General features: G+C 75.6%; 16 protein-coding genes. 5 read left to right on the top strand and 11 right to left on the bottom strand.

What is annotated here, in order from left to right:
* Window positions 1-114: 114 nt before the first annotated feature.
* The 7 genes from ACQRUO_RS24255 to ACQRUO_RS24225 all read right to left on the bottom strand — a co-directional run bounded on the left by ACQRUO_RS24255 (window position 115) and on the right by ACQRUO_RS24225 (window position 7,481).
* Entirely contained in the window at window positions 115-1,383 is a 1,269-nt protein-coding gene (locus tag ACQRUO_RS24255; RefSeq protein WP_428318157.1) for an MBL fold metallo-hydrolase, read from the bottom strand.
* 9 nt (window positions 1,384-1,392) lie between these two features.
* The gene (locus ACQRUO_RS24250; protein WP_428318156.1) at window positions 1,393-2,130 is read right to left on the bottom strand and encodes an HAD family hydrolase; all 738 of its coding nucleotides are present in this window, start codon (window positions 2,128-2,130) and stop codon (window positions 1,393-1,395) included.
* Complete coding sequence (locus tag ACQRUO_RS24245; RefSeq protein ID WP_428318155.1) at window positions 2,123-2,968, bottom strand: carbohydrate ABC transporter permease; 846 nt, start codon at window positions 2,966-2,968, stop codon at window positions 2,123-2,125. The genes ACQRUO_RS24250 and ACQRUO_RS24245 overlap by 8 nt, the downstream gene beginning before the upstream one ends.
* Before the next feature lie 17 nt (window positions 2,969-2,985).
* Window positions 2,986-4,296, bottom strand: coding sequence for an extracellular solute-binding protein (locus ACQRUO_RS24240; protein ID WP_428318154.1), 1,311 nt, complete (start codon window positions 4,294-4,296; stop codon window positions 2,986-2,988).
* A 53-nt stretch (window positions 4,297-4,349) separates the two neighbouring features.
* On the bottom strand, window positions 4,350-5,264 hold the full coding sequence (locus ACQRUO_RS24235; RefSeq protein ID WP_428318153.1) for a carbohydrate ABC transporter permease: 915 nt from the start codon (window positions 5,262-5,264) through the stop codon (window positions 4,350-4,352).
* A gap of 250 nt (window positions 5,265-5,514) precedes the next feature.
* A complete protein-coding gene (locus ACQRUO_RS24230; protein ID WP_428318152.1) occupies window positions 5,515-6,918 on the bottom strand; it encodes an ABC transporter substrate-binding protein in 1,404 nt (467 codons plus the stop codon).
* Window positions 6,867-7,481 carry a hypothetical protein gene (locus ACQRUO_RS24225; protein ID WP_428318151.1) on the bottom strand — a complete coding sequence of 205 codons (615 nt, stop codon included), beginning with the start codon at window positions 7,479-7,481 and terminating at the stop codon, window positions 6,867-6,869. Before ACQRUO_RS24225 ends, ACQRUO_RS24230 begins: the two co-directional genes overlap by 52 nt.
* A 158-nt stretch (window positions 7,482-7,639) precedes the next feature.
* Here ACQRUO_RS24225 and ACQRUO_RS24220 point away from each other — a divergent pair, with 158 nt between their 5' ends.
* From ACQRUO_RS24220 to ACQRUO_RS24205, 4 genes are read left to right on the top strand one after another with little or no spacing between them, the layout of a single operon-like run.
* Window positions 7,640-8,248 (top strand): hypothetical protein, encoded by a 609-nt coding sequence (locus tag ACQRUO_RS24220; protein ID WP_428318150.1) that lies wholly within the window; start codon window positions 7,640-7,642, stop codon window positions 8,246-8,248.
* A complete protein-coding gene (locus ACQRUO_RS24215; RefSeq protein WP_428318149.1) occupies window positions 8,248-10,077 on the top strand; it encodes an ABC transporter permease subunit in 1,830 nt (609 codons plus the stop codon). The genes ACQRUO_RS24220 and ACQRUO_RS24215 overlap by 1 nt, the downstream gene beginning before the upstream one ends.
* A 53-nt stretch (window positions 10,078-10,130) precedes the next feature.
* Window positions 10,131-10,865, top strand: a complete 735-nt coding sequence (locus ACQRUO_RS24210) for an ATP-binding cassette domain-containing protein (RefSeq protein ID WP_428318148.1) — start codon at window positions 10,131-10,133, stop codon at window positions 10,863-10,865.
* The gene (locus tag ACQRUO_RS24205; protein ID WP_428318147.1) at window positions 10,862-11,533 is read left to right on the top strand and encodes an ATP-binding cassette domain-containing protein; all 672 of its coding nucleotides are present in this window, start codon (window positions 10,862-10,864) and stop codon (window positions 11,531-11,533) included. The genes ACQRUO_RS24210 and ACQRUO_RS24205 overlap by 4 nt, the downstream gene beginning before the upstream one ends.
* A gap of 42 nt (window positions 11,534-11,575) precedes the next feature.
* Here the strand turns inward: ACQRUO_RS24205 and ACQRUO_RS24200 are convergent, their stop codons facing one another.
* Window positions 11,576-11,992, bottom strand: coding sequence for a nitroreductase family deazaflavin-dependent oxidoreductase (locus ACQRUO_RS24200; protein ID WP_428318146.1), 417 nt, complete (start codon window positions 11,990-11,992; stop codon window positions 11,576-11,578).
* 472 nt (window positions 11,993-12,464) lie between these two features.
* Between ACQRUO_RS24200 and ACQRUO_RS24195 the strand changes: the two genes are divergently transcribed.
* A complete protein-coding gene (locus ACQRUO_RS24195) occupies window positions 12,465-15,395 on the top strand; it encodes a LuxR C-terminal-related transcriptional regulator (protein WP_428318145.1) in 2,931 nt (976 codons plus the stop codon).
* Between the two features lie 296 nt (window positions 15,396-15,691).
* Here ACQRUO_RS24195 and ACQRUO_RS24190 read toward each other — a convergent pair whose 3' ends face one another.
* The 3 genes from ACQRUO_RS24190 to ACQRUO_RS24180 are packed head-to-tail and all read right to left on the bottom strand — an operon-like array spanning window position 15,692 to window position 20,875.
* Window positions 15,692-16,939, bottom strand: a complete 1,248-nt coding sequence (locus ACQRUO_RS24190) for a cytochrome P450 (RefSeq protein ID WP_428318144.1) — start codon at window positions 16,937-16,939, stop codon at window positions 15,692-15,694.
* A 14-nt stretch (window positions 16,940-16,953) separates the two neighbouring features.
* Window positions 16,954-18,576: an FAD-dependent monooxygenase gene (locus ACQRUO_RS24185; RefSeq protein WP_428318143.1), complete on the bottom strand. Its 1,623-nt coding sequence runs from the start codon at window positions 18,574-18,576 to the stop codon at window positions 16,954-16,956.
* Window positions 18,577-18,619: 43 nt separating this feature from the next.
* Window positions 18,620-20,875 carry a ferritin-like domain-containing protein gene (locus tag ACQRUO_RS24180; protein WP_428318142.1) on the bottom strand — a complete coding sequence of 752 codons (2,256 nt, stop codon included), beginning with the start codon at window positions 20,873-20,875 and terminating at the stop codon, window positions 18,620-18,622.
* Between the last annotated feature and the right edge of the window lie 103 nt (window positions 20,876-20,978).

Here is a 20,978-nt window from a genome sequence, read left to right as displayed (position 1 = left end):
CGACAGGCGTGACGATAACGCACCTTGCCGCGGCCGTTCGCAACACCCGGGTAACACCGGCGTGCGGATGCGGTCACAGCGCATCCGCACCGGTCGACGGAGGTCAGGCGCAGGTCAGCAGGGTTCGCCTGCGAAGGTGTAGCGGGTGCCGTAGGCCGCGCCCACCCGGCGGATGCCGCGCGGCGGGTGCAGCCGGGTCGGCGCCGTGGTGTGGATCGGGAAGACCGCTCCGGGGCGCATCCGCTCCAGCATGTGGTGCAGGTCGTCCTGCGAGGCGTGCCCCGAGCAGCCGATCTGGCGCAGCGGGATGCCCAGCGCGGCCAGCCACTCGGTGAACGGCGCCCAGCGCGGCTCGAACGGGCCGAGCGGCTCGCCGTTGGCGTGCACCAGGCAGGCGGCCGGGTAGCCGTCGCCGACCGGCAGGTCGAGCAGCGTGGGCAGGTCGTTCGGGTCCGGCATCAGCACGTAGCGGCCCGGCTCGGCGGCCACCTCGGTGAGCGGCACCTCGGCCGGGGAGAGCGCCTGCGGCACGCCGACCAGGCGCAGGAAGGCGGCGATCGGCTCGGTGAAGACCACCGTGCGCCCGGCCGCGGCGGCGATCTCCAGGAACGCCTTCACCCGGTCCACGTCGCGCGGGTAGAGCGAGAGCAGCACCAGGCCGGGGGTCTGCTCCAGCGCGGCGGCGAAGTCGCGGGCCACGTCGGTCTCGTCGCGCTGCCGGCCCAAGGGGTCCCAGCCGAGCGTGGTGCCCTCGGTGACCAGGACCGCGCTGCCGTGCGCCCGGTCGACGAAGTCCCAGGAGCGCTCCGGGTGGTGGCCGTGGAAGCGGTAGTCGCCGGTGAAGACCAGGGTGCCGTCGGGGGTGTGCACCAGGTAGCCGCTGGCGCCGGGCACGTCGTGGTCGACCGGCAGACACTCCACCTCCAGCGGACCGACGGCCACCTTCTGGCCGCTGGTCAGCCGTCGCCAGTCGGGCTCGCCGTGGGTCAGGCCCTGGCCGGTGGCGGCGAGGGCGGTGAGCACGTCGACCGCGTCGGTGTGCGCGTGCACCGGGACCTCGGGGCGGACGAAGCCGGCCAGGCCCACGTGGTCGATGTGCGGGTGGCTGACGAAGACGGCGGTCTGCCCGACCTCCTCCGCCAGCGGCGAGCCGGCGTCCAGCGCCGCCGGGTCGAAGAGCCCGGGCAGCGCGGGCGCGGCGCCCAGCCGCAGCCGGTCGGCGAGTTCGCGGCCCGGGCGGGGGCGGACCGGCAGCCGGAACAGGTCGCCCCCGGAGGGGATGTCGATGCCGATGTCCAGCAGCACCCGGTAACCGTCCTGCTGGATCAGGATCTTGCTGCCGCCGATGACGCCGACGCCGCCCCAGAATTCGATGGTGGCCATACCGGGTGTTCAGTTCCCTTCGATCGGCGCCTGGTCCGTGGCCCAGGTCCGGATGGAGTCGAGCAGCCCCTCCACGGTGGGGGCGATGGCGCTCGCCGGGCCGTCGGCCCGGGCGAACCGGTCGATGTAGGCGCTGTGCGCGCCGACCTCGTGGCCCGGTTCGATGTCGTTGCGCCAGTGGTCACCGATCACGCACAGCCGTCGCCAGCCGTCGGCCGGCGCGTCCGGGTTCTCGGTGCGCAGCAGCCGGCGCAGGCCCTCGGGCTTGCCGGTGCCGGAGACCACCGCGTCGAGCAGCGGCGGCAGTTCGAGCCGGCGCAGCAGCGCGTCCAGCCCGTCGGCGGGACTGTTGGTGGCCAGCACCACCCGGACTCCCGCGGCGCGCAGCTCGGTGATCAACTCGGCGTAGCCGGTCGGTACTTCGAGCGGGCAGCGGACCGGGTCGAGCATCAGCTCGCGGGTGGCCAGGAAGGCGCGCTGCAGCTCGGCGGCGGCCACGCCGGCCGCCCGGCCGAGCACCGCGACGGCCTCCCAGCCGTCGATCGCCTCGGCCAGCACGGGTCCGGCGGCCGCGCCCAGGGCCAGGAACTTCTCGACGCCGTCGAGCAGTTCGGCCCGCGCCTCGGTGTCCAGGGTGGCGGCGGCCTGCTCGGCGTAGTGCCGGATCGGCGCGTCGCCGCGGTACAGCGTGCCGTCGAAGTCGGTGATCAGCACCGGCCGCTGTCGGATGGTCGACTGGTCAGCCACGAACGCCTCCTGCGGTGGACATCGCGCCGGTGACGAAGTGGCGCTGCAGCGCCAGGAAGAAGGCGAGCACCGGCACGGTGGTGAAGACCACGGCGGCGGCCAGGCCCGGGTAGTCGGTCCCGTCCGCGCCGGCGAACGCGGCCAGGCCCACCTCCACCGGCTGCACGTTGGGGTCCTGGGTCATGATGAACGGCCACAGGAAGGAGTTCCAGCTGGCCAGGAAGATCTGCAGGGCGATGATCAGCATCGCCGGGCGGACCAGCGGCATGCCGATCGACCAGAGCATCCGGAACCGCCCGGCGCCGTCCAGTTCGGCGGCGTCGAAGAGTTCGGCGGGCAGGCCGAGGAAGAACTGCCGGACCAGGAAGATCCCGAAGACGCTGGCGCCCCACGGCACGATCTGGATCCAGTAGGTGTCCAGCCAGTGGATGTCGGTGGCGATCACGTAGTCGGGGATGATCAGCACCGTGCCCGGCACCATCATCACGGCCATCACCAGCGCGAACAGGAAGCCGCGGCCGCGGAACTTCATCACCCCGAAGGCGAAGCCGGCCAGCAGCGAGGTGGCCAGCGCGAGCGCCACCGTGCAGCAGCCGATCAGCAGGGTGTTGAGGAAGAGCCGGGGCCAGGGCGCGGCCGCCCAGGCGCGTGCGTAGTTCTCCCAGTGCCAGTGCGGCAGCAGCAGGTCGCTCAGACTGCTGGACTGCGACGCCGAGTTCAGCGAGGTGACCAGCACGTAGTAGAAGGGGAAGAGGAAGGCCAGGCCGAGCAGCACGGCCGCGGTGCGGCGCAGCGCGCCGCGCAGCCGGGACGCAGACGCACCCCGGCCGCGCGACACGGGCGGTTGGGCGAGGGTCACTGGCCGGCCTTCTGGTCGGCCACGGCGGCCTGCTGGGCGGCGTTCAGCGCGCTGGCCGGGTCCGCGCCCTGCTCCAGCACCTTCTGCAGCGCGACCACCTCCTCGCCCTCGGCCTTGGCGACCCACGGGAAGGCCGGCTGCGCCACGGCGTAGTTGAGCGCGTCGGCGGCGGTCTTCATGTACGGGTTCTTGGCCAGGAAGTCGCCCATCTGGTCCAGTGCCTTCGCGGTGACCGGCATGTACCCGGTGGTGCTGGACCACTGGGCCTGGCTGTCGGCGGAGGCCAGGAACTGCATGTACTTCCAGGCGGCCGCCTGCTGGGCCTTGCTGGCCGAGGCGAACATCGCGATGTTGGTGCCGGAGAGGATGTTGGTCGGCTGGCCGGAGGAGCCGGTCGGCAGCACCTCGGTGCCCATGGTGAACTTGCCGCCCACCGCCTTGTTCTCGAAGTAGTAGCCGGCCGCGCTGGACAGGTCGAAGGCGCCCTTCTGGGCACCGAGCGCGGTCTCGCCCGGGTAGTTGGAGCCGACCGCCAGCGCGCCGGACTTCTTCAGGTCGGCCAGGTAGCCCATCGCCTGGATCGCGGCGGGGCTGTTCAGCTGCGGGGTGCCGTCGGCGGCGAAGTTCGGGGTGCCGTCGGCGGCGCAGAGCGCCTCGAAGAGCGTGGTGCCGCCGGCCGGCGAGGCGGTGGTGCCCGGGTCGACGCTGATCGCGGTGACGCCGTTGCCGGAGACGGCCTTGGCGTCGGTGGCGAACTGGTCCCAGGTGGTGGGCGCGGTCAGGCCCTTGGCCTGCAGCATGTCCTGGTTGTAGAAGATCACCTGGACGCTCTTGTTGAACGGCCACATCCACAGCTTGCCGTCGGGCAGCCGCAGGTCCTTCTGCACGCCCTGGTAGAAGTCGGTGAGCCCGGCCGGGCTGTCGCTGCCGGCGTACTGGCTGACCGGCAGGATCACCTGGCTCTTGGCGTACTCGGCGGCCCAGCTCTCGTAGACCTGGCCGATGGTGGGCGGGTTGTGCGCCGCCACGCCGGCCGTCTCCTTGGCGTGCAGGGTGCCGTAGTCCGGCTGGTACTCCAGGTTGACCTTGATGTTCGGGTTGGCCTTCTGGAAGGCGTCGGTCAGCGCGACCAGGGTGCTCTTCTGGGTTCCGCTGATCATGATCTGCATGAACGAGATCGTGGTGGTGCCACCCGACCCCGCGTCGCTGGACGAGCCGGAGGAGGAGCAGGCGCTCAGCGCGCCGAGCGCGCAGGCCGCGGCCAGAGCGGTGGCGGCGGTGCGACGCAGGGGGGACTTCGAGGACATCGCGGGATCCTTTTCGCGAAGGGGGACAGGCGGGTGCGGAGGGGCGTCAGGGGTCACAGGTCGGCGGCGAGGCGGTCGCCGAGCCGGCGCTGCAGCAGTGTGAAGGCGGCGGTCACGACGAAGAGCACCACGGCCAGGGCGGCGCCGTAGCCGGTGTCGAAGAGCACGAAGGCCTCCTGGTACAGCAGGTAGCTGAGCGTGGTGGTGGCGTAGGCCGGGCCACCGCGGCTCATCTCGTAGAACTGGGTGAAGGCCTGCAGCGAGGTGATGCTGGTGATCACGACGGAGAACAGGGTCACCGGGCGCAGCTGCGGCCAGGTCACGTACCAGAACTCCTGCCAGGGGCCGGCGCCGTCCATCCGGGCGGCCTCGCTGAGCTCGCCGGAGACCACGGCCAGGCCGCCGAGGAAGAGCACCACGGTGAAGCCGATCTCGTGCCAGAGGCTGTAGACGATCACCGAGGGCATCGCCCAGGTGCTGGAGAAGAGGAACTGCGAGGCGGGCAGGTGCAGGTCCTTGAGCACCATGTCGATCAGCCCGAACTGCGGGTTGAAGAGCCAGACCCAGGCGAGCGAGGTGGCCACGATCGGTGTGGCGTGCGGGGCGAAGACGGCCACCCGGGTCGCGCTCAGCAGCCGCCCGCCGCGTTGCAGCAGCAGCGCCAGGGCCAGCGAGATCGCGGTGCCGCCGATCACCATGGCCGCGCAGTAGTAGAGCGAGTTGCCGGCACTGGTGAGGAAGTCCGGGCTGCTCGACTGGAACAGCTGCTTGTAGTTGTCCGCGCCGATGAAGCTGGACATCGAGGGATTCAGCGTGTTCCAGTGAAAGGTGCTGATGTAGAGCGTGTAGGCGGTCGGTCCGATGATGAAGACCGAGAAGATCAGCAGTGCCGGGGCCGAGTACAGCCACCCGGCCCATCCTTCACGCGGTCGGCTGCGCCGCCGGACCCGCTCGCTCAACTGAGCCATTGCACCGTCACCTTGTGTGCTCGTGCTGGTTTTTCGACGGCTCAGAGTGAAACGCGCGTAGATAGCTTTCCGGTTTCCAACTGATGAACAGTTGGCCAATCAGTTGATGATGATCATGGTTTTCTGAAATCCTGATATATTGGCCATTTCCTAACCCGCCCGCTGACTTGTCCCATTTACGCCCTTATGACGCCGCGCATTCGACGGAATTCCGGCGTCCGCCTGACGAAATGTCAGTCCGACCCGGAGATCACGGCTGGTAGGGCAGCTGCGGGACGTCGAAACAGTTGGTGTTCATGTCCGGCACCTGGGTCACCCAGCCGGGCCGGCCCGCCGGGGTGCTCTGCTGCCAGCGGGCCACGTCCAGGCAGGCGTGGGTCAGCCCGCTCGGGCGCGGCTCGGGAGTGAAGCCGGTCGGGATCAGCAGGCCGTGCGCGTCGTAGGGCTGCGTCCGGTTCATGAACCGCTCGACACAGGCCCGGGTCAGCTGGGCGCCACAGGAGTCCATCGCGTCGGTCAGCCACTGGGCACCTGCCCAGCCCTCCAACTCCCAGGCGGACAGCAGCGGTTCGCGGTCCGGGAAGTACTTCGCCACGGCACCGCGGAACTGCGCCACCGCCGGGTACCGGGTGTCCTCGTAGTTGCGACTGGCGGAGGTGGCCCACAGCGCGTCGCGGCAGCCGGGGGCGCTGGCGAAGTCGGTGCCGACGGTCTGCGTCCAGTTCTGCACGTTGGTCACCTTGGCCACGAGCTTCACCCCGGCCGCGTCCAGCGCCTGGCAGAGCCCGGTGTTGCCGCGGGTGTCCATCGCGTCGAAGACCACCTGGGTGCCGTCGGCCGCCAGCGCGGTGGCCACCGCGGGGAAGGCGGGCAGCGCCAGGTCCACCGTCTGGGTCAGCACGTGGTAGCCCTCGGCGGCCAGCCCCTGCTCGATCTGGTGCGCGTAACTCAGCGACTCCGCCTGGTTGTAGGCCACCACCGCGGCCCGCTTGACCCCGAGCCGCTCCTTGAAGAACCGGTAGACCTCGGTGCTCAGGAAGAGCGTCCCGTCCCACCCCACCGAGCGGCCGTCCCGCGGGGCGCTGCTGCCGTAGATCCCGTACAGGTGCGGGTAGCGGTCGTACTCGGTACCCAGCGGCTGGCTGCCCACGTCCGGCACCGCCCGGGCGCTGACGTAGGGCGCACCCGCGTAGTCGAGCACGCTGCCCGCGGTGAAGGCGAACACCTGGTCCTGGTCGATCAGCTTGTGCACGCAGGCCTGGTTGCCGAACCCGCTGCCCGAGTCGTCGCAGGTCACCACCTGGACACTGCGCCCGTGCAGGCCGCCGGCCGCGTTCAGCGCCTGGAAGAAGGCCAGCGCCCCGTAGCGCGGCCCGGAGAGCACCTCGGTGCCGAGCGGGCTGGTCAGCGAGGTGACGATGCCCACCTTGACCTGCGTCGGGGTCACCCCGGTGTCGCTGGCCGGGTTGCCGCCGACCGCACTCGGCGCGGGCCCCGCGAAGTCCCGGGCCGGCAACCGGGTGCCGCAGCCGGCCAGCGGCACCGCCCCGCACAGCAGCAGGGCGGTCGCCGCGGCGACCGCCCTCGAACCGCGGCGACCGGTCAGCTGCACCCGGGCGCCGAGCTCGCCCCGCTCTGCGCGACCAGCGCGCACAGCGTGCTCTGCGAGACCTTCCACACCCCGTGGTCCAGCACCGCCTGCCCGGCCGCGTTCGGCTGCACCACCTGGCCCTGCAGCGCCAGGTTGTAGGTGACCGCCGCGGTGGTCGCCGAGGTGAACTGGACGCTCGTCACCTGGGCGCTGACCTGGGAGATCCGCGGGTCGTTGGCGAAGCTCTGGAGCAGCGGCATCAGCTGGTCGCCGTTCTGCAGCAGCGCGGCCTTGGCGCTGATCGGGGTCGCGGGCGAGAAGAAGCTCTGCCAGTTCTGGGTCACCTGCGCGGTCGCGGCGGCGACGTCGGCGGGGGCGGTGCCGGACGGGCTCGGCGTGGTGCTGCTCGGGCTCGCTGCGGCGCTGCTCGGGCTCGCCGACGTGCTCGGACTCGCCGAGGCGCTCGGGCTGCTCGGGGTGCTCGCCGAGCTGCTCTTCTTGCTGCTCGAGCAGGAGACGGTCAGCAGCAGCACGCCGAGCAGCACGGCCACCGTGCGCAGCACCCCCGGACGGGTGGACGGGTGGGGTCGCGGGTCGGCCGGCCGGTGCTGGGGTGGGGTGCGCATGGGTCTCTCCGCATGGTCTCGCCGCCCGGTGTCGGGCTGCGACGGGGTGTGACGCAGGTGACACTATGAAGGCCGATCGACCGGGCGCCCGCAACAGGAGGACCGGCTGACCAGGCGGCAGGACCGACGGCACCGCACCCGGCAGCAGGAGGCACGCGATGGACCGCTCGGGCCCCCGGGTGCTCGCCCGGCTGCGCGCCCGGCCACTGCCCCCGCTGCTCCCCCGGGTGCTCGCCGGTGCCCCCTTCGGCTGGCTGCTCGCGCTGGTCGGCGGGGCGCTCTGCGTGCTCGGCTGGTACGCCGTCTCCGGTGAGCGGGTGACGGCCCGGCAACTCCCCTACCTGGCCTCCGCGACCGCGCCGGGCAGCGCGCTGATCGTCGCCGGAGTGGTGTGGGCGGCGCTGCACACCGCCCCGCCGGGCGCGGGACGGGCGGGCGGCCCGTCCGCGGCGTCGTCCGGGCCGGCATCCGGGCCGCCGTCCACCGCCGCACCCGAGCCCGGGGCCGGGCCCGGGCCCTCGCCTTCGCCTTCGCCCTCGCCCGAGTGGCTGCCGCCCGCCCCCGCAGGCGGCGCGGACGCCGGGGCGGTGCCCGGTGACGGTCTGCTCGCCGTGCCGGGCGGCACCCTCTGCCACCGCCCGGGCTGCCCGCTGGTGGCCGGCAAGCCGCAGGCCGTGGCGCTGACCGGCGCCGCGGTGCGGGAACGGGGCCTGGCCCCCTGCCCGGTCTGCGAGCCGGAGGTGCTGCCGGCGGACGGCCCCGCCTGATGGCCGACCCCGGGCTGGCGATCGACTTCGCCCTGGCCGGCGTGGCCGTGGGCAGCGCGGCCGCGCTCAGCGGGGTCGGGCTGGTGGTCTGCCACCGCCTCACCGGGGTGCTCAACCTGGCCCAGGGCGGGATCGCCGTGTTCGTCGCCTACCTGCTGCGCGAGCTGGTGGTGGTGCGCGGCTGGCCGGTCGGGCTGGGGGCGGTGGTCTGCCTGCTGCTGGTGGCGCCCGGGCTCGGGGTGCTGCTGCAGTTCGCCGTCTTCGGGCCGCTGCGCCGGCGGCAGGCCGCGGTCGGGGAGGTGGTGGTGGCCTGCGTCGGCGTGCTGGTGCTGCTGATCGGGGCGGTCGCGGCGATCTGGGGCACCGCTCCGCTCACCGACGTACCCGGCCTGGTCCCGCTGCGCACCATCACGCTGCCCGGCGGCCACCTGCTGCGGCTGGACGCGGTGGCCCAGCTCGGCGCGGTGCTGGTGGTCGCGCTGGCCGTCTGGGCGGTGGGCCGCTGGACCCGGTTCGGGGTCCGGGCCCGGGCGGTCTCGGCCGACCCGGTACTGGCCGAGCTGGCCGGGGTGAACGCCACCCGGGTGGCGGCGGCCGGCTGGGCGTTCGGCTCCTTCGCCGCCGGGCTGGTGGGCGTGCTGCTGGCGCCGTTCGTGCTGCTCGACCCGTACGGGCTGCCGCTGCTGGTGATGGAGACCCTCGCGGTCGCGGTGGCGGCCCGGCTGCGCAGCCTGCCGATCGCGGTGGTCACCGGGCTGGCGCTCGGCATCGGCCAGTCCGAGCTCAGCTGGCTGCACCCGCCCGGCACCCTGGGCCCGCTGCTCCAGGCGGCGCAGTCCAACCTGTTCGCGCTGGCGCTGCTGGTGGCGGCGCTGGTCCCGTGGGGGTTCGGGCAGGACGGCCTGCTCGGCGGCGGGCTGCCGGCGAGCACCGGCGGCGCCCGACGCAGCGGCGGCTGGGCGGTGGCGGTCTGCGCCGTGGTGCTGGTCACCCCGCTGGCCCTGGCCGGCGGTGGGGTGCGGGCGGTGCTCTCGGTGCCTGGGCTGGCGCTGGTGCTGCTCTCGGTGGTGTTGGTCACCGGGGGCGGCGGGCTGGTCTCGCTGGCCCAGGGCGGCTTCGCCGGGCTCGGGGCGCTGGCCGCCGCCCAGCTCTCCTCCGGCCGGGTGCCGGCCGGTCCGGCGCTGCTGGTCACCGTGCTCGGTCTGGCCGCGGCCGGGCTGCTGATCGGCTGGCCGGTGGTGCACCGGCGCGGACTGGTGCTGGCGCTGGTGACCATCGGCCTGGCGGTCGCGCTGAGCCGCTTCGTCTTCGAGCAGCCCTACGCCACCGCGGGACTGACGGTGACCCGCCCGGCGCTGCTGCGCGGCGACCGCGCCTTCTACGCCGCCGAGCTGCTGGTGCTGGCCGCCGGCGCGCTGCTGGTGGCGCTGGTGCGGCGCGGCCGGCTGGGCCGGGCCCTGGTGGCGACCCGGGACCACGAAGCCGGCGCCTGGGCGGCCGGGGTGGCGGTGCCGCGGGTCAAGCTGCTGGTCTTCGGCCTGGGCGCGGGGCTGGCCGGGGCCGGCGGGGTGCTGCTGGCGCTCGGCGGCGGGGCCTTCGACGCCGCGGTCTTCGACCCGGTGCAGGGGCTGCTCTGGTTCGCCGCCGTGGTGGTGGCCGGGGTGGACAGCGCGGCCGGGGCGGTGGTGGCGGCGTTCGTGCTGGTCGGGCTGGACGCGGCGACCGTGCCGGGGATGTCCGCGGTGGTGGTGGGGGCGCTCGCGGCCGGGATCGGGTACCTGCCGGGCGGCCTCGCGGGGTGGGCGCGGCGGCTGTCGGGGGCGGGGTGAGCGGGGTGGGCGGCGGCGGGACGGGCAGTGGCGGGACGGGCAGTGGCGGTGGGGTGAGCAGCGTGGGCGGGGTGGGTGGCGGCTGGGGCCGGGTCGGGCTCACCGGGCGGGGCGTGGTGCGGCGGCTCGGCGGGGTCGCGGTGGTGGACGGGGTGGACCTGCGGGTGCGGCCGGGGCGGGTCACCGCGCTGGTCGGGCCGAACGGGGCCGGCAAGAGCGTGCTGCTGGACTGCCTGAGCGGGGTGGCCCGCCCCGACGGCGGCCGGATCCTGCTGGACGGCCGCGACGTCACCCGCACCCCCTGCCACCGCCGGGCCCGGCTCGGCCTCGCCCGCACCTTCCAACAGGTCGCGTCCTTCCCCGAGTTGACGGTGGCGGAGAACGTCCGGGTCGGCGCCGAGCAACACCACGGCGCGGCCGACGTGCCGGCCCGGGTGGCCGGTGCGCTGCGGCTGCTGGGCCTGACCGCGCTGGCCCACCGGCCGGCCGACGGGCTGCCGCTCGGCGTCCTCCGGCTGGTCGAGCTGGCCCGCGCGCTGGCCGGGGCGCCCCGGGTGCTGCTGGTGGACGAGGTCTCGGTCGGACTGGACGCCGCCCAGGTCGCCTGGGTCGCCCGGGTGCTGGCCCTGGTCGCCCGGGAAGGGGCGGGGGTGCTGCTGGTGGAGCACGACCTGGGGCTGGTCGGCCGGCTCGCCGCGTCGGCCTACGTGCTGGACGCCGGGCGGGTGGTGGCCGCCGGCCCGAGCGAACGGGTGCTCGCCGACGACCGGGTCAGGCGGCTCTGGTGAGGCCCGAACCGGCCCTGCCGGCCCGGCCGTTGGCCGCCGAACTGCGGGCGGTCCGGGTGCGGTACGGGCTGGTGGAGCGGCTGCACGGGGTGGACGTGCGGTGCCCGGCCGGGCGGCTCGGCTTCCTGGTCGGCCGCAACGGGTCCGGGCGCTCCAGCGTGCTGGAGGCGCTGGCCGGCCCGGCCCGGCCGACCGCCGGCCGGGTGCTGCTGGCCGGCCGGGACGTCACCGCGCTGCCCGCGCACCGCCGGGCCGCCCTCGGGGTGGCCCTGGTCCCGGCCCGGCGGGCGGTCTTCCCGACCCTGACCGTGGCCGAGACCCTGAGCCTGGCCGGCCCGCCCGCGGCCGCGCTGGACCCGTTCCCCGAGCTGGCCGCCCTGCTCGACCGCCGCTCCACGGAACTCTCCGGCGGGCAGCAGCAGTTGGTCGCCCTGACCCGGGCCCTGCTGGCCGACCCCGCAGTGCTGCTGCTGGACGAACCGGAACGCGGCCTGGCCCCCGCCCTGGCCGCCCGGCTGCGCGAGCTGCTCACCGCCCGCACCCGGGCCGGCCACGCGGTGCTGATCACCGCCCGCACCCTGCCCGCCTGGGCCGGCGACGAGGCCCTGGTGCACGTGCTGGAACGCGGCCGGGTGGTCTGGGTGGGCGAGGCCGGCGAGCTGCGGTAGCCGACCGGTCGGCGCCGCCGCGCTCCGCGGCCGGCTCGGCGCTCAGGCGACCGGCGTCAGGGCGACGACCGGGATCAGCCGCCCGGCCCGGTTCTGGAAGCCCTTGAAGTACGGGGTGTGCAGCAGCTGCTGGGCCCAGAGCCGTTCGCGCTCCGCACCCTCGATCACCGCCGCCGTCACCGGGTGGGCTTCGGCGCCGACCTCGACGCGGGCCGTGGGATCGGCCAACAGGTTGTGGTACCAGCCCGGGTGGCTCGGCCGGCCGCCGTTGGCCCCGAAGACCACCAGCCGCCGACCGTCCCGCAGGTAGGTCATCGGCATCGTGCGCGGCTCCCCGCTGCGCGCGCCCGTGGTGGTGAGCAGCAGCAGCGGCACCCCCTCGAAGTCGCCGCCCACCACGCCGTCACGGGAGCGGAACTCGTCGATCACGAGCCGGTTGCGCTGCAGTCGTTCTGACATGGGATCACCCTTCGGAAGAGTCGCCGTCGCCCCCCCGAGGGGAACCCGTCCGGCACACCCTTGGTGATCGCGGGCCGCGCCGTCAAGCGATCTTCGATCAGTGGATCACGACGGGCTCTCCGACCGGGCCAATTTCCGAAGCCGGGTCGAAATCCCTCGGAAAACCGTTTCCGCCGACCTCGATCCGGCGCCGACAGCGGCGGATTGCCCAGTCCTGTCCAGGTCAGGACGGTTCGAGAGCGACCTTGACAGTGCGTCAAAGGCCGCCCTAGCCTCGTTAGTGAGCGACCCAACCGACGGTCTGGAACACGTAATTGTCGCATTAAATGCCTCGCCGGTTTCCTGTCTCGCTGGTTTCGCTTTCGGGGCTCGCCCGGCGGTCCCGGCAGGAGCCCCAGGGCCTGAGGGCCCCGGGGCGCGGCTGGTGGGGCGGGGTGCGACGAGAGGGGTGCGGGCACTGGGGGCGAACACCTTGGCGACGCGGCCGGCCGAGCCCGGCGGACTGCGGCCACTGCGCGGGCGTCAGCACGAACTCGCGCTCCTCACCGACCTGCTGGACCGCACCGTCGACAGCCGGCGGCCCGCCACCGCGGTGATCGCCGGCCCGGCCGGAGCGGGCCGCACCCGGCTGCTGCGCGAGTGCGAGCGACTGGCCGCCGGGCGCGGCTTCCGGCTGGCCCGACTCGGCACCGGGGCACCGGCGGCGGCCGTCCTGGACGCCCCGGTGGCGCCGGCCTGGCGCACCCCGCTGCTGGTCAGCTGCGACGACCCGGCCGAACCGGCCCGGGCGCCACTGCCGGGCGGGCCGGTGCTGCTGGTCGCCACCCTGCTGCTGCCCGCCGGTGGCGAGCGTCCCGCCGCCACCGAGGAGACGCTGCGGCTGGAGCTCGGTCCGATACCCGCGACCGCCGTCGCCGAACTCTGCGCCGACCTGCTCGGCGCCCCGCCCGACGCCGAGTTGGCCGGGCTGCTCGGCCTGGCCGGCGGCCGACCGGGCTGCCTGGTCGAGCTGCTCGGCGGCCTGGACCGCGACCTCGCGCTGCACGCCACCGACGGCGCGCTCCGCCTCGCCGAGCGCGCCGACCCGCCCCCGACCCTGGCCGGGCTGGCCCTGCGGCGGCTGGCCGGCGCACCGACCGCCGCCCGCTCGCTGCTGGAGGCGGCCGCGGTCCTGGGCCCGGCCAGCCTCCCGGAGGAGGCGGCGCGGATGCTCGGCGAACCGGTGAGCACGCTGGTCCCCGCCTTCCGCGCGGCGACGGCCACGGGGCTGGTGCACTGCGCGTCGACCCACCTGACGTTCCGGCACGAGTGGTTGCGGCTGGTGCTGCTGGCCGACCTCCCGCCGGCCGTCCGGGCCGCGATGCACCGCCAGGCGCTGGCGATCCGGCTGGCCCAGGGCCACTCCCCGGCCGCCGTCGCGCCCCACCTGCTGCACGGCTCCTACCCGGGCGACCCGGTCACCGGCCCGCTGCTGCCGCTGGCCGCCGCCCAGACCCTCCCCGACCAGCCCGCCACGGCCGCCCGACTGGCCCTGCGCGGCCTGGAGCTGCTGGGGCGCGCGCCACGGCCGCAGCAGGCCGACGAGCCGGGGGCGGCGGACGCGCCGGGGTTGGTGGGCGAGCCGGGGGCGGCGGGCGAGCGGCGCGGTGCGGACGAACAGCTGAGCGCGGGCGACCAGCGGGATGCCGGCGGAGCCGAGCGCGCCGGGGATGATGCGGCCGCCGACCGCGCCGGGCACGGTGCGGCCGCCGCCGAGCTGACCGCGCTCGCCGCCACCGCCTGCGTCCGCTCCGGTGCTCCCGCCCGGGCCGCCGACCTGGCCCGGGCCGCCCTGGCCGACGCCGCCCCGGCCTCCCCCACCACCGCCCGCCTGCGGGTCGCGCTCGCCACCGCACTCCTGCTCCGCGGGCACCCGGCCGAGGCGCTGGCCACCGCGGAACTGGCCGCCACCGAAGCCCTGGGGGCCGCCACCCAGCCCGCCGGCGGCCCCAAGGCACCGGTCCCGGTCCCGGCCCCCGTCCCGGTCCCCGCCGCCATCGCGGACACTGCGGCCGGCACACCCGCCGCCCTGCACCGCGAGGCCCTGCTCACCCAACTCGCCGCCCTGGCAGCCCTCGCCACCGACCGGGTGAGTGCGACGCCCACCGCCCTGGCCCACCGGATCGAGCAGGTGGCCCGGCGCGGCGCCACCCACGGCCACGACCTGCGGGCCGCCGCCCGACTGGGCGCCGCCGAACTCGCCTGGCACTGCGGCCGACCGGCCGCCGCGCTGACCCTCGGCCAGGCCGCCCTCACCCTGTCCCGCCAGGGCTCGGCCGCCGCCTGGCACAGTCCGCCCGGCCCCGCGCACGCCCTGCTGCTCGCCGAGGCGGGCCGCCAGGCCGAGGCGGCTGCCGTCCTCGCCCGCTGCGCCGCGCCGCAGCCCGGGCCCCAGCCGGTGCCTTCGCCCGGTGCGCCGCCGCCCGCACCGCCCGCCCAGCACCTCGTCATCGCCCGGCTGGCCCTGGCCCGGGGCGCGCTCGCCGTGGCCGAGGAGGCGGCCACCGCCGCCCTGCGGGCCGCCGAGCGCAGCGGCATCCGGCGCTACCCGGCCACCGCCCGGCTGCTGCTCGCCACGACGGCCGTGTACCGCGGCGACCACCACACCGCCACCGCGCACGCGAACGCCCTACCGGACCCCGCGGCGACCTGGATCGAGGCCCGGATCCGCGCCTGCTCCACCGACCGCACCCCGCTCGCCCACGCCGTCAAGGAGCTCACCGGGGACGACCCCGCGCTGCGCCGCCTCACCCTGGCCGAACCCGCCGCCCCGGCCTGGCTGGTGCGCACCGCGCTCACCCTCGGGGACCCGGAGCGCGCCACCGGAGTGGCGGCCGTGGCCCGCCGGCTGGCCGAGGCCAACCGCACGGTGCCCGCGCTCCGGGCCGCCGCCGCCCACGCGGCCGGCCTCACGGCGCGCGACCCGCGGGCACTGGCGGCCGCCGCCCGCGAACACCGCGACCTGTGGGGCCGCGCCTCGGCCACCGAGGACCTGGGCACCCTGCTGGCCCCGACCGACCGGGACGCCGCCGTGCACGCCCTGGGGCAGGCCCTGGACGCCTACGAGCGGCTCGGCGCCGCCCTCGACACCGCCCGGGTCCGCCGCCGCCTGCGCACCCTGGGCGTCCGGCGCCGTCACCGCCCGCCCCGGCCCGACCCCCCGACCGGCGGCTGGGCCGCCCTGACCCGTACCGAACGCACCGTCGCCGAACACGCCGCCACCGGCCTGACGAACACCCAGATCGCCGGCCGGATGTTCCTCTCCCCGCACACGGTCGCCTTCCACCTGCGCCAGATCTACCGCAAACTCGCCATCCACTCCCGCCTCGAACTGACCCATCACACCCCCGCCCCGCCACAGTGAGGCGGCGGCACACTCGTCCGCCACCCTGAACAGGGCGCACCCGGCACTCCGCACCACCGAACCACGGACGAACCACCACCCGACTCCCGCCACCCACCCCCGGGTCAGCGGCTGCGTGCTGGCCGGCCACCCTGAACACGACGCCGCACCCGGGGCACTCCGCACCACCGAACAGCCGGGCGACGCCCCGGGCGAGCACGGCGGCCCGAGCACCCACCGGCCGGCTCCGGCCGAGCTCCTCGACCGCCACCGGCAGGGTCACCACCCAACTCCTGCCGCGCGCCCCCTCACCCCCCTCACCACCCCAGCAGCAGCCGTTCCGGGCCGTGGAACACCAGGTCCGGCGCGTACCGTACCGGCGCCTCCCGCAGCGCCGCCCCCGCCAGGCGCGGCAGCAGGGCGGCCAGCGCGATCTCCGCCTCGGTCCGGGCCAGGGCGGCGCCGAGGCAGTAGTGGATGCCCAGGCCGAAGGCGAGGTGGCGGGCGGCGGGTGGGTGGCGGTGCGGGTCGAGGCGGTCGGGGTGGGGGAACCGGGCCGGGTCGCGGTTGGCGGCGCCGAGCAGCAGGGTGAGCTTGGTGCCGCGCGGGATCCGATGACGGCCGAGCTGTTCGTCCTCCTGGGCCCAGCGCGTGACGGCCTGCACCGGGGCGTCGTAGCGCGCCAGTTCGACGACGGCGTCAGGCACCAGCGCGGGCCGGTCGCACAGCTCGGCGAGGACGGCGGGGTGGTCGAGCAACGCGAGCGCCGACTTGGTGATCAGGTGCGTGGTGGTCTCGTGGCCGGCGGTCAGCAGGTGGATGCAGGTCGCGGTGATCTCCGCCGTGGTCAGCCCGCCGGCCGCCAGCAGCAGGCCGATCAGGTCGGTGCCCGACCCGCGGGCCCGGCGCCGGGCGAGCCGGTCGTGGAAGTAGTCGGTCAGCTCGCGGGCGGCCGTGTCCGCGCGGGCCGGCGCGTCCGGGTGCTGCCCGGCCCGCGAGCTGCTGCCCTGCTGGAGCCGGAGCGAGCGTTCGCGCAGCCAGCCGCCGTCGGCCCGGGGCAGGCCGAGCAGTTCGGAGATCACCAGCACGGGGTAGGGGGCGGCGAAGTCCTCGACCAGGTCGAGTTGCCGGCGCTCGCCGAGCAGTTCGGTGACGATCTCGGCCATCCGCGCGCGCAGCCCCGTCACCACGCGCGGGGTGAACTCGTGGCTGAGGACGGCCCGCAGCCGGGTGTGGCGGGGCGGGTCGAGGAAGACCAGCCAGTCGGCGATCAGGCTGCGCACCGCCGTGTCCAGCACTGCGGGGTGGGCCAACTCGGCGCCCTCCCACGGGTCCTGGCCCTGCGCACCGTCGCCGGATCGCGGGGCCCGGCGGCCGAGGCGGGGGCTGGCGAGCGCCTGGGCCACCTCCTGGTACCCGAACACGTACCAGCCCCCGTCACCCGGGTGCACCGAGCCCGCCTCGCGGTAGCACCGGTAGACGGGGTAGGGGTCGGCGATCCGCGCCACCGGCCAGCCCGCCAGCGTGAACGGCAGCAGGCCCTCCCCCGCCGGCCCCTCCGCCACGAGCCCGTCCCCCCTCACACCGCCCCCCGCACCGTGTCCGCCAGCCGGCCCGGGTCGGCCGGCAACTCCGCGTCCCGCCAGGCGACATGGCCGTCGGGCCGGACCAGCACGTAGCGCCGCCGGTACAGGTCGGCGATCTCCTTGTCCCGGCAGACGGTCACCGCCAGCGGCACCCCGCGCCCCGCGAACGCGGCCTCGACGGCGCCGACGGCGCCGTAAGACTCCTCCCCCTCCGCCCCCGCGAACTCCAACAGCCGGAACCCCGCCCCGAACAGGTCCAGCGTGGAGCGCCCGGGCGCCAGCCAGGCGTGCGGGGCCCGCGAGCCCGGGCGGCTGTTGGGACGGTCGGTGGGCTCGTCCGGGTCCGCGGGCAGCCGGTCGGGGCAGACGATCGCCGACCGGTAGCGGTAGCCGAGGTGCACCATCGGCGCGTCGAACTCCTTGCGCACGTCGCTCGCCGCCAGCCGTTCGCCCAGCTCGGCCCGGGCCCGCTCGCCGGCCGGGGTGTCCGCGTGCAGGTCGGCGGGCAGGTCCCGGCCCATGGTGCGCACCAGGTTGCGGTTGGCCTCCTCCAGCGCCTCGACGGCCACCGGCTGCCGCTCGGTGCGGTAGGAGTCCAGCAGTCCGGGGCCGGCCCAACCCGCCAGCGCGGCGGCCAGTTTCCAGCCGAGGTTGCCGGCGGCGGCGAGCCCGGCGTTGAGGCCGAAGCCGCCGGAGGGCGAGAGGGTGTGCGCGCTGTCGCCGAGCAGCAGCACCCGGCCCTGCCGGAAGTCCTCGGCCACCCGGTGGGTGAGGTGCCACTCGTGGTCGGAGAGCACCTCGATCGGGGTGTCCGGGGCGATCGCGCGGCGCACCAGTTCGCGCGCCGGAACGGCGTCCTCCCCGCCGGCGCCGACCCGGACGGTCAGCCGGAACAGTTCGGCGCCGTCCAGCGCGCGCAGCGGGAAACGCAGCGCGTCGGAGAGCAGCAGGAAGTAGAAGAGCGCGGCGCGGTCGCCCAGTTCGGCCGTCAGCCGGGGGGCGCGGAACAGGATGTTGCGGAACACCTGGGTGGCGTGGCGGGCCGGGGCCGGGATCGCGCAGGCCTTGCGGACCGGGGAGGCGGCGCCGTCGCAGGCCAGCAGGTAGCGGGCGCGGACCGCGAACGGCCGGTCGGCGGCCAGGTCGGTGACGGCGGCGGTGACGCCGTCCGGGTCCTGGACGAAGCCGTCCAGCCGGCAGCACAGCCGCAGCGGGCCGTCCGGGTGGCGGCCGACCGCCTCGGCGAGCAGCGGGGCCAGCCAGTGCTGCGGGCAGATCGCGTCCGGTTCGGGGGTGTGCCGGAACGGTGGGCGGGTGGCCATGCTGCCGAGGCGCAGCCGGTGGACCTCGTGGCCGCCCAGCTGCGTCACCCAGACCGCGTCCAGGGTGTGTTCGGCGGGCCAGCCGGCGCCGCGGATCCGGTCGGCCAGGCCCAACTGCCGGTAGAGCTCCATCGAGCGCGGGCCGATGTGGCTCACCTTGGGGTGGCCGACGGTGCCGTCGCCCGCCTCCACCACCAGGCAGTCGACCCCGCGGGCGCGCAGGTCCAGGGCGGCGGTCAGGCCGACCGGCCCGCCGCCGACGATCAGGACTTCGGTGTCGTGCTGCTGGGGCATCGTCTTCCCTTCTCAGAACGTGGTGTGGCAGTCGCCGGGACCCTCACTCCGCCGCCTCGACCACCCGCCCCGCCAGGTGGTCGAGGACGCCCGGGACCTGCTCCGGCAGCACCGGGCAGGCCCGTGCGGCGCGGGCCAACCGGCGGATCCGGCAGCCGAGTTCGCGCCGGGCGTCGGCGGGGCGGCCGGGTATCGGCCAGGGTTCGCCGGCGAGCTCGAACGGGATCCCGGCGGTGCGCCCCGGCACGCCCGCCGGCAGCGCGGCGAGCAGCTCGGCGAGCGGGCGCAGCACCCCGTTCATCACGTCGATCGAGGCGTTCATCAGGGTCGAGCGGCGCAGGCTGGCGGCCGGCCGTTCGGCGAAGTGCTGGACCATCAGCAGGGCCATCAACTCGTAGGCGCTGTCGGCCAGTTCGGCCACCTGCCGGGCCAGTGGCTCGCCGATCAGCTGGCGGGCCGGGCGGCCGGGGCGCAGGGTCGGGTTGCGCAGCACCGGCAGGGCCAGCCGCGGCACGCCGTCGAGCGGCTCGTCCACCCGGCCCCCGGCCGCGACCGCCCCACGCATCCCACGCATCCCACGCACCCCACCCAGCCCATCCGCCCTGCCGGCCCCGCCCGGCCCGGGCGCCTCCAGGGTGCCGAGCAGCGCGGCGATCCGTCGGAAGGAGTCGTGGTGGGACTCCTCGCCGGGCGGCCGGTCCGGGTTCAGCACGCCGCCCTCGCCCTGCTCGGTGACGAGGTCGACGGCGAACAACGCGCTCGCCAGGTCGGTCACCTGGAGCTGGTAGTCGGGGTGGCGGGCGTTGACCGAGCGGCGCAGGAAGAGGTGGTGCTCGCCGCCGCCCGGCGGGTCGGCGAACAGGTCGGGCAGCCGGAGCAGGGCGACCCGGATCGCGGCGTAGAGCTCGCTGATCGAGTGGTAGGCGGGACCGCGCGGGGAGCGGATCGGCGGCCCGGGGCACAGCGTGCCGTAGCGCGGCTCGGCCGGCAGGCAGTCGGGCTGCTCCAGCGCGATGAAGCGGTGCACGCTGGCCGGGCCGAGCCCCTCCAGGGCGAAGTCGAGCGGGATCGGCAGCCGGTGGTTGAGGGTGCCGAAGTCCACGGCCGGGAAGTGGAACGGCTCGCCGAGCGCCATCAGCAGGTTGTTGACCACCAGGAAGTGGATCATCTCCTCGCGGGCCACCCGGAGCAGCGTGCTGCGGATCGAGTCCTCCGGGCGCTCCCCGCCCCACCCGCTGACCAGCCGCAGCCGCCGTTCGGTCCACGCGCCGCGGCGCAGGTAGGCCAGGCCGGTGCCGTGCGTGGGCAGCGAGTAGACGGCGTACAGGTACTGGAGGGTGGTGGCCAGTTCGACCGTGACGGCGTCGCGCAGCAGGGCGACCAGCTCGGCCCGGGTGGCCGGGACGCCGCCCGGCGGGTGCGGCGCCGTGGCGGGGACGAGGGCGGGCAGCGCGGCCGGGGCGGCGGTGTTGCGCAGGTAGCCGAGCAGCAGCCGGGCCCTGGCGGCGGACAGGTCGCGGGTGGGCGGCATGTAGTACGTGCGACCGCGGTTGCGCGGGTCGGACATCTGCCGGCAGAGCCGGGCGTAGGTGGCCACCCGGTGCGGGTCGGCCAGGCTGAACACCTCCTCGGCCATGAAGCTGGAGGTGAACTCGTAGTAGGCGAAGACCTCGCGGTACAGCAGGTCGAAGGTGATCCGCTCCGGCGGCAGCGCGTCCAGCCGGCGGTCGTCGGGCAGCACCCGCAGCGCCAGCTGGCCGGCGCCCGACCAGTGGCGCAGCTCGTCGGCGTCGTCGTAGCCGGCGGGGGCGGGCTCGCCGGGGGCGGCCAGCAGCAGGCGGGCGCAGCCGGCCCGGGTGCCGCGCAGGGTGAAGGCGGCGGTACCGTCGGGGCCGGTGTCCAGGGTGGCGGCGGGGGCCCAGTCGGGTGCGGCGGTGGTGCGCAGCACGGCGATCGGCCGGGTCGGGCGGGCCGCGGTGGGGTGGGCGCGCGGGTTGGCGTACTGCCGGACCCGGATGCCGCGGACCGCGGCCGGGCGCCCGCGCACCAGCGAGCGGACGGTGACCGTGACCTCCTCGGCGGCCTCGCCGAGGGCGGCCTCGCCGTGCGCGCTGTCCCCGCCGGCGGTGGACGCCGTGCCGCCGGGGTGCTCGAGGATCAGCGCGGCCTGGTCGGTCTGGACGTTGACCTCCTTCTCCCGCAGCAGCACCGCCCGGGCGCCGTCCGGGGTCACCCGGACCAGGCAGAGCGACTGGTCGGCCACCCCCGGCCCCGGCTCGCGCGCGACGGTGACCAGCACCCCGCCACCGGGGCCGCCCGCGCCGCCACCGGAGCCGCCGTGCTGCCCGCCCCCGCGGGCGGGTTGAACTGATACCCGCTTGTTCCACCCCCCTGTTTTCCAC

The organism is Kitasatospora sp. LaBMicrA B282, assembly GCF_050325825.1.
Classification (GTDB): Bacteria; Actinomycetota; Actinomycetes; order Streptomycetales; family Streptomycetaceae; genus Kitasatospora.
The sequence above is the reverse complement of the archived record's forward strand: the minus strand, read 5'-3'. Positions and strand labels throughout refer to the sequence as shown.

What these genes read in the sequence shown, in the direction of transcription:
- ACQRUO_RS24185 (WP_428318143.1), bottom strand. Translation starts at nt 18,576, where the DNA reads ATGCCCCAGCAGCACGACACCGAAGTCCTGATCGTCGGCGGCGGGCCG.
- ACQRUO_RS24240 (WP_428318154.1), bottom strand. Translation starts at nt 4,296, where the DNA reads ATGTCCTCGAAGTCCCCCCTGCGTCGCACCGCCGCCACCGCTCTGGCC.
- ACQRUO_RS24200 (WP_428318146.1), bottom strand. Translation starts at nt 11,992, where the DNA reads ATGTCAGAACGACTGCAGCGCAACCGGCTCGTGATCGACGAGTTCCGC.
- ACQRUO_RS24255 (WP_428318157.1), bottom strand. Translation starts at nt 1,383, where the DNA reads ATGGCCACCATCGAATTCTGGGGCGGCGTCGGCGTCATCGGCGGCAGC.
- ACQRUO_RS24225 (WP_428318151.1), bottom strand. Translation starts at nt 7,481, where the DNA reads ATGCGCACCCCACCCCAGCACCGGCCGGCCGACCCGCGACCCCACCCG.
- ACQRUO_RS24235 (WP_428318153.1), bottom strand. Translation starts at nt 5,264, where the DNA reads ATGGCTCAGTTGAGCGAGCGGGTCCGGCGGCGCAGCCGACCGCGTGAA.
- ACQRUO_RS24220 (WP_428318150.1), top strand. Translation starts at nt 7,640, where the DNA reads ATGGACCGCTCGGGCCCCCGGGTGCTCGCCCGGCTGCGCGCCCGGCCA.
- ACQRUO_RS24215 (WP_428318149.1), top strand. Translation starts at nt 8,248, where the DNA reads ATGGCCGACCCCGGGCTGGCGATCGACTTCGCCCTGGCCGGCGTGGCC.